This is a genomic window from Xanthomonas sp. AC360, assembly GCF_979258225.1.
Map to the genome: position 1 here is coordinate 5,152,289 of NZ_OZ409846.1, position 11,225 is coordinate 5,163,513.

The 11,225-nt window shown below is 60.7% G+C and carries 8 protein-coding genes; 4 read left to right on the top strand and 4 right to left on the bottom strand.

Annotation, left to right across the window (positions count from 1 at the left end):
* Nucleotides 1-117 precede the first annotated feature (117 nt).
* Nucleotides 118-1,311, bottom strand: a complete 1,194-nt coding sequence (locus ACZZ0O_RS22105; RefSeq protein WP_463591851.1) for a cytochrome P450 — start codon at nucleotides 1,309-1,311, stop codon at nucleotides 118-120.
* 769 nt (nucleotides 1,312-2,080) lie between these two features.
* On the opposite strand from ACZZ0O_RS22105, the gene ybaL reads away from it, so the two are divergent.
* The gene (ybaL, locus tag ACZZ0O_RS22110) at nucleotides 2,081-3,775 is read left to right on the top strand and encodes a YbaL family putative K(+) efflux transporter (RefSeq protein WP_463591852.1); all 1,695 of its coding nucleotides are present in this window, start codon (nucleotides 2,081-2,083) and stop codon (nucleotides 3,773-3,775) included.
* A 248-nt stretch (nucleotides 3,776-4,023) separates the two neighbouring features.
* Here ybaL and ACZZ0O_RS22115 read toward each other — a convergent pair whose 3' ends face one another.
* Genes ACZZ0O_RS22115 through ACZZ0O_RS22125 form a run of 3 tightly spaced genes read right to left on the bottom strand, consistent with a single transcriptional unit; the run spans nucleotide 4,024 to nucleotide 6,514 of the window.
* Nucleotides 4,024-4,593: a relaxation protein gene (locus ACZZ0O_RS22115; protein WP_463591853.1), complete on the bottom strand. Its 570-nt coding sequence runs from the start codon at nucleotides 4,591-4,593 to the stop codon at nucleotides 4,024-4,026.
* Between the two features lie 29 nt (nucleotides 4,594-4,622).
* On the bottom strand, nucleotides 4,623-5,933 hold the full coding sequence (locus tag ACZZ0O_RS22120) for an alpha/beta hydrolase family protein (protein WP_463591854.1): 1,311 nt from the start codon (nucleotides 5,931-5,933) through the stop codon (nucleotides 4,623-4,625).
* A 2-nt stretch (nucleotides 5,934-5,935) separates the two neighbouring features.
* Nucleotides 5,936-6,514: a hypothetical protein gene (locus ACZZ0O_RS22125; RefSeq protein ID WP_463591855.1), complete on the bottom strand. Its 579-nt coding sequence runs from the start codon at nucleotides 6,512-6,514 to the stop codon at nucleotides 5,936-5,938.
* Between the two features lie 750 nt (nucleotides 6,515-7,264).
* On the opposite strand from ACZZ0O_RS22125, the gene ACZZ0O_RS22130 reads away from it, so the two are divergent.
* From ACZZ0O_RS22130 to ACZZ0O_RS22140, 3 genes are all read left to right on the top strand, one after another.
* Nucleotides 7,265-7,684 (top strand): hypothetical protein, encoded by a 420-nt coding sequence (locus ACZZ0O_RS22130; protein ID WP_463591856.1) that lies wholly within the window; start codon nucleotides 7,265-7,267, stop codon nucleotides 7,682-7,684.
* A 333-nt stretch (nucleotides 7,685-8,017) separates the two neighbouring features.
* On the top strand, nucleotides 8,018-8,779 hold the full coding sequence (locus ACZZ0O_RS22135; RefSeq protein ID WP_463592512.1) for an HpcH/HpaI aldolase family protein: 762 nt from the start codon (nucleotides 8,018-8,020) through the stop codon (nucleotides 8,777-8,779).
* Nucleotides 8,780-10,921, top strand: a complete 2,142-nt coding sequence (locus tag ACZZ0O_RS22140) for a TonB-dependent receptor family protein (RefSeq protein ID WP_463591857.1) — start codon at nucleotides 8,780-8,782, stop codon at nucleotides 10,919-10,921.
* The last annotated feature ends 304 nt before the right edge of the window (nucleotides 10,922-11,225 follow it).

Here is an 11,225-nt window from a genome sequence, read left to right on the forward strand (position 1 = left end):
ATCAGCGCGGGCGTGGCACAGGCATCGCCGATCGCTTGGCGATGCCTGTCGCTGTCATCGCGACCACGCGTGTGCCAGTTCCTAACGCGCGGCTCGTGCAAGGCAGCACGCGTTGCTTCACCACGACGCCGGCAAGGCATCCACGCCACGCAGATTGGCGCGGTCATTCCATGTCAGCGTCTCAGGTTGCTCCAGGCGCAACGCCGGCAACTGCTCCAGCAGTGCAGCAAGCGCTGCCTCCATTTCGATCAAGGCCAGCCGGTTGCCCAGGCAGTGGTGAATACCGCCGCCGAACGACAGCGCACGCCCTTGCTGTCGGCGGATATCCAGCACCTGCGGGTCGCTGAATTGCACCGGGTCGTGATTGGCCGCGCCCAGCATCAGATACACCATCTCACCTTCGCGCAACGCGCTCCCAGCGATCTCGAAGTCCTGCAATACCGTGCGCGTGGCCATCTGTACCGAGCTGTCGTAACGCAGGCATTCGAGTACAGCATTGGGCAGCAAGGCCGGGTTCTGCTGCAGCAGCGCCAACTGCTCGGGATGCCGATGCAGGGCGACCAGTGCATTGCAGATCATGTTGGAGGTGGTTTCGTGGCCGGCGAAAAACAGCAGGATCACATTGGAGACGATCTCGTCGCTGCTCAGCCGGTGCCCCTGATCCTCTGCACGAATGAAGCGTGAGATCAGATCGTCGCCATCACTGCTTCGACGCGCTTCGATCACCGCATGAAAGTAGCGTTCCAACTGCAGATACGCCGCGCTGGTGGCTTCCAGCTCTTTGGGCGTCATCAACGGGTCGAACACCTTGGCCAGTGCGCTGGTGGCCTGCCCGACCGTGATGGCGTCGGCAGGATCGATGTCGAGCATGCGGCAGATGATGCTGATGGGCAGCGGAAACGCGAAATCGCGCAACACATCGCAGTGGCCCTGTGCGCGAAAGCCAGCAATCAGCGCCGCAGCGGTGTCGCTGGCCACCTGACGCATCGACTCCATCTGCCGCGCATTGAATGCCTGGGTCATCAGCCCGCGCAGACGCGTGTGCACCGGTGGATTGACCATCAGGAACATGCGGCTCATGCCCTGAAACAGCGGCATCTCCACGGCGGCCTCGCCATAGCGCAGACGGATGCTCTGCAGATAATCGCGACCGACGCGTCGGTCGCTGAGAAGACTATCGACCAACGCGTAGTGGCCGGTCATCAAGCGGCGTTCTGCCACCTCCACCAGCGGCCCTTCGGCGCGCAGGCGTGCATAGGTCGGATACGGATCCTGACGAAACTGTTCTGTTGCGAAGTCGCTGAGATGCATGACCTGGGCTCGTGAAGCCTGATCGCGGGGGAAGCGATTAAGGCGTGGCATGGGGAGGGAGTGCAGACCGCTTGCGCGAAGCGACGCCTGGATTGTCAGCCGTCGTTGCGCATCTGCCTGACACAGGCGCGAAGCCGTGTCGTCAAACTTCAAACCCTGTGCGGCGGCGCCGTTGCGTCATAGCGCGTGCGCATCGATGACAGCGCGCAACCGTCTCCACGATTGCCGCGTTGCATGCGCAACGTCGCACGCGTTGCGCGTTGCGAGACACGCGCGTAGCCGCGTAGCGATCGATTCGCGCCTGTTGCAACCAAGGGCCAGCGATGGCGTACACACGCAAACCACTGCCTGTGCGGGTGACATGGGGACGTGCAATCGGCCATGGTTACGTGGCGCGTCGTCATAACGCTATTCAGCGCTGCGGCACAGTCGTAGTGCGCTGTCGATGGTGGCCGGTGTCGATGGATGTGCTGTCCGGCGACGCCGCGGCCGCAGCGGTCCGTCGGTTGGCAGTGCTGGCATCGGTTCGAGCGACCCGCATCACCGTCACCAACGGATCGCCCCTCGCGGCCGCATGCGCTACGTGTCGCATCGCGTTAATCATGCGCTGTGTACTATGGGCGTCCGGCCAACCGGACCGCTCTGCGGCTCTGGTCCCCCGCGCCGGATTCCAGCACTTCATTCGCGATGCCCGCAGGCGCTGCCCGGCGCAGTTCGTTTGGCTGGTCACGCCGTTTCATCACTTCGGACACTCTCACAACGGATTGGAATGCACCACGACACCAGCCTCATCGACATCATCGCCGTCGGCCTCGCGGTCGCCTTCATCCTGGGCACGCTCGCGCAGAAGATGAAGCTCTCGCCGCTGGTCGGCTACTTGTTGGCTGGCGTCTGCGTTGGGCCGTTTACACCGGGATTCGTGGCCGATCAGACCATGGCCAACCAGCTGTCCGAGCTGGGCGTGATGTTGCTGATGTTCGGGGTGGGCCTGCATTTCTCGCTCGAAGACCTGATGGAAGTGAAGTGGATCGCGGTGCCCGGTGCGCTGGCGCAGATCGTGGTGGCCACGCTGCTCGGCTGGGCGCTGGCCTGGAGCATGGGCTGGCCGTTGATTCATGGCCTGGTGTTCGGCCTGGCGCTGTCGGTGGCTAGTACCGTGGTGCTGTTGCGCGCGCTGGAAGAACGCCGCTTGCTGGACACCCAGCGCGGCCGCATCGCGGTGGGCTGGCTGATCGTCGAAGACCTGGTGATGGTGCTGGCCCTGGTGTTGTTGCCGGCGCTGGCGGATGCGCTCGGGACCGGTACGCCAGCTGCGCACGACGGCGCGTCCAGCTCGCTGCTGGCCGCGCTCGGGCTGACCTTGCTCAAGATGGTGGCGTTTGTCGCGGCGATGCTGGTGATCGGCCGGCGAGTGATTCCCTGGTCGCTGGAAAAAGTGGCTGCGACCGGCTCGCGCGAGCTGTTTACCCTGGCCGTGCTCGGTATCGCGCTGGGTGTGGCATTCGTGTCGGCCACGTTGTTCGGTGTGTCGTTTGCGCTGGGCGCGTTCTTCGCCGGCATGCTGCTCAAGGAATCCGAGCTCAGCCACAAGGCGGCCAGCGATTCGCTGCCGTTACGCGACGCATTTGCGGTGCTGTTCTTCGTGTCGGTAGGCATGTTGTTCGACCCGATGATTCTGATCGCGCACCCGTGGCAGGTGCTGGCCACCTTCCTGACCATCACGTTGGGCAAGTCGCTGGCGGCATTTGTGATCGTGCGTGCATTCGGCCATCCCACCGGCACGGCGCTGACCATTTCCACCAGCCTGGCGCAGATCGGCGAATTTTCTTTCATCCTGGCCGGGCTGGGCGTACAGCTGGCGATCCTGCCGGAGACCGGGCGCGATCTGATCCTGGCCGGCGCGTTGTTGTCGATCGTGGCCAACCCGTTCCTGTTCTCGTGGCTGGACCGTTGGCAGGCCAAACAGGCACAGGACGCACCAGCCACGGTAGAGCCGGAACTGCCGCCCGGCCCGCCATTGCCGGCCGACGGGCATGCCATCGTCATCGGCTACGGCCGCGTGGGCAGTGCGCTGGCGCAGCTGCTGCGCAGCCGTGGCGTGCCGGTACTGGTGATAGACGACAACGGCGACCATGTGGCCAAGGCGCATGCGGCCGGTATCCCCGGCATCCGTGGCAGCGCAGCGGCAGACCGGGTTCTGGCCGAAGCACGTCCGGAGAACGCAAAAATCGCGATTCTGGCGATCCCGCAACCGCTGGAGGCCGGCGAAGCGCTGGCCAAGCTGCGCGCGATCAACCCGTCGCTGACCTTGCTGGCGCGCGCGCATAGCGATGCCGAGGTCAAGCATCTGCTCGAACACGGCGCCGACGGCGCAGTGCTGGCCGAACGCGAACTGGCCTACTCGCTGGCCGAAATGGTGATGTCCACGCCGCCGTACCGTGCGTTGAACGTGCCGGCGTCGTAAGAGCGGCCGGAGGGCAAAGCCGACGACACTGCAGATAAAGCCATTGGGCAAACGTAGACATCGCGCCGCAGCACCACAGGTGCGATACGCACCGGGCGCAGATTCCTGCGGCAACTACCCCGGCCGAAACTCCAGCCGCTGCGCCGGCCCACTGCAGGAGTGGATGTCTGACAGACCTGCGCTCGCTGCGTCCGCCGAATTTGCTGGATGAGCGGTGCGGCCGGTGAACTGGTGAGTGACGCAGAATATCAGCGCGGCCTCACTGGCCGATATTGTCGTCGGTCGCCATAGGCTGCGCCCTTTGTCTCGACATTGGCGCAGAGCCTGCCGTCGCATAGGGTGACATCGGCTGCGTTGTAGGCGCGCAGTAATTCGGCACGCAACTGATTGTCACGAATCTCATCGCGATACTGGGTCAGCAACCATCCGCCACCAGCCAGTAAGAGCAGCAGACTCCCGATAACGACGGCCGCACCCTTCCACAACAACACGCGCTGCCCGCGCTCAATGCGCTTAAGTTGATCGGACAAGGAGTGCGCGCCTTCACCGATCAAGTTACCAGCCTGCTGCAGCCGCTTCTCGAAACCGGCGACGGGTTGCTCCATTCCTTGCTGCATGCTCCGAATCAATGTATCGGGCACACGCTGCAGCGTCTGTTCCGTCGAACGGGTCATCACGCCAGGCAGCGAATGCGCAACTTGCTCCAGCTGTTGCGCGAGGCGGTTCTGCTGCTGTTCCAATTCGATGCATCGGCGCTCGAACTGCTCCATGAGCGAGGCTGCCTTGCTAACCAGCGCAAGCGGATCTTGTGCGTTCATCGTGCGTCCTGCCTTTCTCCTGATGACGACTACAGGCTGCGCGCGCCGACGCGCATCGTTTCCTGCTGTTGTGTCTCTGCCTGCTGCCGCTGCGCCTGCATCGCTTGCTGCGCGGCCTGCTGTTCGTGCTGGTTCACCGCCTCGACGGCTTCGGCGCGTAGCGCACGGCCTGGCGGCTCGCTGGCCAATATCTGGGTCATCTGCCGGAACTGGTCGCGGTCACCGCTTTGTGCAGCAGCCAACATGCGGTCAAGGAACACGCCTGGATCTTCCCGCACCGATGGAGATCCGCCCCCCTGCGGTGCTAGCGCTCGATCAACTTGCACGTCTTCCCTCAGCGGAACCTGCCATGCCTGCGGTGCATGGCTACGCTCGCGGTCGCGCTGAAACTCCTGCATCTGCTGCTGCCAGCTCGGCGCCTCCATTTCCAGGCGCCCAACACCCGGCTCCACCGGACCACGCAGGTGGTCAACTCCATCGCGAACAAGGCCCGGCGCGCCTCGCGAATACAACGTCACCCCTGAGCGCAGCGCTTCTATGTCATCGCGATACTTTGCGATCATCGGCGCGTATTGCCGTGCCAGCTGCTGTGTTGTCGGGTCTTCCAGCACGGAGCGATCTGGTTTGCCAGCGCCATCGACCGGAAGGAAGTTGTGCATGCGGTGCGACTCGCCCAACCTGACTGCAGCAGACAAGGGATCGCGCGCGTCCAGCACACTGTTGTCGTTGGCGTAATCGGACTTTTTCAGCGTAGCGATTTCATTCGGCGTGGCATAGATCTCGACCCGCCCGTAGTGCCGGCTGGCAGCGCTGACCGCATCGCCGGCCATGACGTGATTGATAACATCGTTGCCACCTTCCAGAATCCGCCGATCCAGACTGACCGCACCGTAGGCGTCGAAGGTCTGGCCGTTGAGGCCGAAGTGATGCGCGGTGACCTGGGCGAGGTCGCCGCCTAAAGAATGGCCGGTGACGGTGACTTCCGGCTTGTGTCCGTCACGCTTTGACTGATGCTCTGCCAACGCGATCGCGTATTGGGTGAGCTCGACTGCATCGGAAACCTGAGCGTTATGACGCGTGGAGACCATCCCCCCGTCGGCGTAGAGACCGTCCTGTAATGGTTGACGGTCAAATTCTGTACCGCGGTGGGCGACGACCATCTCTTTATTGTCCATCCGCTGATAGATCATCCCCTGATACCCCGAGGGTTTTTCCACGTACTCCAATCGCTTGTAAAGAACACCACCGATTGCAACAGGCTCACTATCACTACCTGTTTCTCGCGGCTTATCATATACATCGCTGGCAATAGCAGCCGCTTGCTGAGCTGTCAAAGTCATTATCAAAGTTCCTCTTTTCTTAGAAGTAAAGTCACCTTGAATAAATCATTACGAAGATCTTCCTTGAAGCGAGCAGGATCAGGCTCACCTTGATCTGGAAAGCCATCCAAATTGTCTCTCGGATACCCACCAGACCAGAAATAGGTGACCTTTGATCTACCATCTCCAATTTCGCTCTTGAAGAGCCCAGGCTGAAACCGCGTATCTTCTTTTCTTTCCGTCGCTTTTAAGGTAATCCCAACACCATTTAATTCAAAGCGACAGATTCCTTTTCCATAATAATCAGCATCAATCATCCCATCAAAAAATACAATCGAAACGTATTCATTTTCATTTATTTTTTTGAAATCTAGTGGAATCCCATCACCCTTGGATTTACTCCATACGCCTGCAACTGGCTCCACGGGCGTGCATTGTAGATGGTTATTCATCTGATAAAACGCAGTTCCTGACACCGCGGCGAATGGTCCTGGCGCACCCTCGATGGTCATCCTAATTTGATAAGCCTGCTTGGGATGCGGATTCTTCCGGTAAACAGGATCGCCGTCAGCTTCACTCACCTGATTATCCTGTGACTGCATGCTCGTCTCCTTTGTACTGCAAGCGCACAATGTTGTGATAAGGGATACGCAAAGCAGTAAGGCGTAACTGCGACACATGATGTTTTTCGCCAATAAGCATCCTTCTGCAGGAGCCTACGCTGCTTGCATGGAGCACGCAAGATTCGCTGATTTTTGCCTCTACGTTGGATAGGCCTGCAAAGGCGTCAGTTATGTCCTGTAACGAAGGCCGGCTAACGCTGCGGGTCGACGATGTCGCACGCTCACTGCGCTTTTCTGCTCTGCTCCTGCCGCACATGATTGCGGGCGCGCGCGAATACAGCGTTAACCCTGCGCAAAACTCTTTTACCCTATCGCGGTACTCTGCGATCATCGGCGCGTATTTCCATGCCAGCTACTGTGTTATGGAGTCTTCCAGAACGAAGCGGCACGGCCTGCCAAGGCTATCGATTTGCTATCTAATTTTAGGCATATCCCTTGATTGTGTCAGCACCCGTTAGTAAGCACCAGCAGGCGCGGAATTTTTGAAATACCTTAGATGTGCACAAAAGTCAGACCCCACAAGGTGATATGCGCGTTATGAGGCACAACGACAACTGCTACGTTGCAACCACACTTACCTCAACCGACAATAGCAAAAAGGTAACACGTTAGACTTCGAACAACCTCTAGCATATACAAGGCAGCCAGAGATCGGCAGCGAACTTAGCGACTTTGCCATCGCAATTGCAGCCTCCCTAGGATGCACGATAAATTTAAGGAGAGAACAAGGTGACAGCCGAAGAAAAAATTCTGGCACGATGGCGCAAGGCAAGAAATTGGATCGTCTACCCCTACATTCCAATCTTCATTCTTTTACTTTTATTTGGACTTCCCGTTATTGGCAATATTTCATATAGCTACATTTCAAGCTATCTATCAGCGGGGTGTCAAAGAAGCATCGAAGGATTGCCAGTTAACTGCTTCTTTAATGGGGTTGATATCGGCGACCTGAGCGATGGTTATTTTATTGGAATATTTTTCTTGGGACTACCCAATCCAATACTTGCCCTCGACTTACTCTCTATTTTTATACCAAAATCCATTGTCATTGGGTGGTCCTTTATCGCTGCGACCATCACCTTAAGGATATGGCAACTAAAGAGCCGAGTTCGCGCGCTCAAGGAATCCAAGCCACGAGCCATACCTTAAGTTGCCATCATGCGAAGTACTGCCAATAAAGAACGCATGCTCCCATCGCCACCGAAGTACTTGGCATGAAGATACAGAGCGAAATGACCATTCGGCTTGCTTGTAGATATGTGCAGCGCTTCATCGAGGGCCGATGAAGGCGACAGATCTGTCCCTCATGATCAACCTTCTTCATGTGTCCGCCAATTCAACGGTGGCTAAAGTGCGCGTTAGTGGTCAAGGGACCGAGGAATGCTGGGAGTCCATGGCCTTAAAAAGTAACCAACTCAACAAACTTGATAATCATTCCCATCAAGAGCAGGATGAGCGCCCGTTTCCTTGGCAGCCTCTTCCATGGCGTATGCGGTTGGCGTTCTGAATGCATTGCCCAGCGTGCAGCTGTGCGAGCTGCTGGGCCGCATTGGCTATGGGTTTGTGGTGCTGGATCTGGAGCACGTGTTGCGCGCGCCGGACGAGCTGGAACACGCGATCCGCGCCTGTGAGCTGTCCGGCTGCGAGGCGTGGGTGCGGGTGCCGGAGGTGGACGAAAAACTGATCGGCCGGGTGCTGGATGCCGGCGCGCGCGGCATCGTGGTGCCGCGTGCCGAATCGGCGCAGCAGATGGCGCGCGCCGTCGCCGCGGCGCGTTTCCCGCCGCTGGGCCGGCGCGGGATCACCGGCGGCCGCGTCACCGGCTTCGGCAACGTCGATCTGCCCACGTATATCGCCCAGGCCAACCGCGATATCCGCATCGTGCCGATGGTCGAAAGCGCTGCCGGCGTTGCCGCGCTCCCTGAAATTCTCGCTGTACCCGGCGTGGCCCTGGTGATGGAAGGCGCGCTCGATCTTGCACTGGACCTGGGCCTGGGACCGCAGCCCACGCATGCACAGGTGTGGGACTTGCTGCTGCAGCTGCACGCGCACTGCCGCGCCGCCGATGTGCCGTTCTGCCCCAATCCACGCACCGATGCGCAACGCGCGCACTGGCTGCAACAACCGGATCTGCGCTGGCTGCTCGCCGGCGAAGATCGCGCCCTGATTCAACGCGCGCTGCGCGGCCATCTGGCCACCTTCGACGCGCCCGCCTCCCTACCCGCTTGCAGGAGCACGCCGTAGATGTCGCCGATCCGTTTGCACACCCTGACCCTCGCCATCGCCGCGGCCTGCTGCGGTCTGCCGCAGGTGGCGCTTGCCACTGATGCGCCGGCTGCCAATGAAGCCACTGTCGTCGATGGTCAGACACCGATCCGTGCACTGGATGCGATCCAGGTACAGGGCAGCCTGCTTGGCCGTTCCAAACCGGATGACGTGCAACGTTACGCGGGCAGCCGCCAGGTGATCGACCGCGAGCAGCTGCGCACTGGCGGCAATCGTTCGCTCGACGATGCACTGCAACGTGTGCCGGGCATCAAGATCTTCGACGAAACCGGCACCGGCGCACTGCCGCAGATCATGTTGCGCGGCCTGTACGAAAGCCGCAGCGGCCGCGTGCAGGTGCTCGAAGACGGCATCCCGCTGGCGCTGGCGCCGTATGGGCAGACCAGCTTGTCGTTGTTTCCGGTGGGTCTGAATCAGATCGATCGCATCGACATCGTGCGCGGCGGCGCGGCCGTGCAGTACGGGCCGAACAATGTGGGCGGGGTGATCAATCTGGTCAGCAAGGAGATTCCCAGCGATTGGAGCACCACGCTGGCGCACAAGGTCACTGCCGGTGGCCAGGGCCAGTTTCTGCAGGACAGCGCGCTGAGCAGCGGCGGCTATCTCACCGACAATTTCGGCGTGCAGGTCGATGCCAATCGCACCTGGGGCGAATATTGGCGCGCACATAGCGATACCGACATCAGCAATCTGCGCGTGCGTGCGGAGTGGTGGCTGGACGACACCAAGTTAATCAAGGCCAGCGTGCAGCGGTATCTGGTGGACATGGATCTGGCCGGTGCGCTCAGCCCGGACGATTATCGGCGCGACCCGCGCCAGTCCACGCGCCCGCTGGATAGCTTCAACGGGCGCACCACGCGTGCATCGTTGAGCTATGAGCAACTCTTGGGCGATTGGGGGCCGCTGCAGGATGTTCGGTTGTCCTGGACCAATTTCAGCGCGCGCAGCAGCCGCAATTTCATCGTCGGCATGCGTCAGGCCGCCACCGAAACCTGGCGCTCGGACCTGCCGCCGCAACTGCGCCAGACCGCGCCGCGCGACTTCCGCGTGGTGGGCAGCGAGCCACGGCTGAACTGGAGCATGGGCGAGGCCGGCGGCGTGCGTCAGCAGTGGACCGCCGGCGTGCGCGCGGTCCGCGAGGACATCGATTTTCTGGTTGGCAACCTGCGCTTGCGCGATGGCCTGTTCACCAGCGTGCGCGATTGGCAGTTCGAAGACCGTGCGTTGGCTGCCTATGTCAGCAATGCGATCACGCTGCCGGACGAGCGCATCACTATCACCCCCGGATTGCGCTACGAGCGCCTGGATTCGCGCTATTTCAACCGCACCACCGGGGTGAGCACGCTCAACCAGACTCGCGACGTGCTGCCCGGCCTGACGGTCGGTTTCCAGGCCAACGCGCAATGGTTCTTCTATGCGGACGGGCAGCGCTCGATGCGCGCGCCGCAGGTCACCCAGATCATCTTCGGCAACAATCTGGATGCCGAGCTTGCGTGGAATTACGAAGCCGGCACACGCTATCAACCCAATGACCGTACCCGCATCCAGGTTGGTGGCTACCTGATCGACTTCGATCAACAGATCCAGCTGGACAACACCACCCGCGTGTTCCGCAACCTGGGCAAGACCCGCCATCAAGGTGGCGAGGTGGAGCTGCAATGGAGCCCGGAACAGCTGCGTGCGCTCACCCTCAACGCAGGCTACGCGTACCTGGATGCCAGCCAGGAATCGGGGGCGTTCCGCGGTTTCCGTGTGCCCTACACCTCGCGCAACCAGATCACCCTGGGCGGCAACTACGCGCTCGGTCATACCACTGTCGCGCTCTCCGGCTACTACTTCAGCAAGGCCTTCAGCGATGCGGCCAACACGGTGCAGGAGAACGCCATCGCCTCGGTGGGCCAGTTGCCCGCCTACATGGTCTGGAACACGCAGGTGAGCCATACCTTGTTCGAACGCGATGGACAAAAATTCAGCGCGTCGCTGGCGATCAACAATCTGTTCGACCGGCAGTACTGGTTCCGCGGCGTGGACACCAGCCCATGGGGCCGTCAGGCCGCACCCGCACGCACGTTCACTGCAGGTCTGGAGTACACGTTCTAACTGCAATACGCGCGGTGGGCGATAGCAAAAAGCAAGCGCTACTCGCGTAGTTGTTCGTCGCCGCCACGCGCACCTGATCGAGGGTTGCACCGTTTTATCAGCGTCACGCTGCACGCAGCAGCAGCACCACACGACCGATGTACAGGGGCATCAGTCGCCCACGACGGCAACGGCGATCCCGCTGTAGCCGCCGCCAGAAACACTGCGTGCACGAAGCACGCATCAGCGCCGCAGCACGCGGCATTGCGATCACTGCATCGCAGGCCACCCAACGCCGATCATGGCGCCAGGCAGCCCGTTTCAG

Coding starts and splice junctions, on each gene's coding strand:
- ACZZ0O_RS22105 (WP_463591851.1), bottom strand. CDS start 1,311: ATGCATCTCAGCGACTTCGCAACAGAACAGTTTCGTCAGGATCCGTAT.
- ybaL (WP_463591852.1), top strand. CDS start 2,081: ATGCACCACGACACCAGCCTCATCGACATCATCGCCGTCGGCCTCGCG.
- ACZZ0O_RS22115 (WP_463591853.1), bottom strand. CDS start 4,593: ATGAACGCACAAGATCCGCTTGCGCTGGTTAGCAAGGCAGCCTCGCTC.
- ACZZ0O_RS22120 (WP_463591854.1), bottom strand. CDS start 5,933: ATGACTTTGACAGCTCAGCAAGCGGCTGCTATTGCCAGCGATGTATAT.
- ACZZ0O_RS22125 (WP_463591855.1), bottom strand. CDS start 6,514: ATGCAGTCACAGGATAATCAGGTGAGTGAAGCTGACGGCGATCCTGTT.
- ACZZ0O_RS22135 (WP_463592512.1), top strand. CDS start 8,018: ATGGCGTATGCGGTTGGCGTTCTGAATGCATTGCCCAGCGTGCAGCTG.
- ACZZ0O_RS22140 (WP_463591857.1), top strand. CDS start 8,780: ATGTCGCCGATCCGTTTGCACACCCTGACCCTCGCCATCGCCGCGGCC.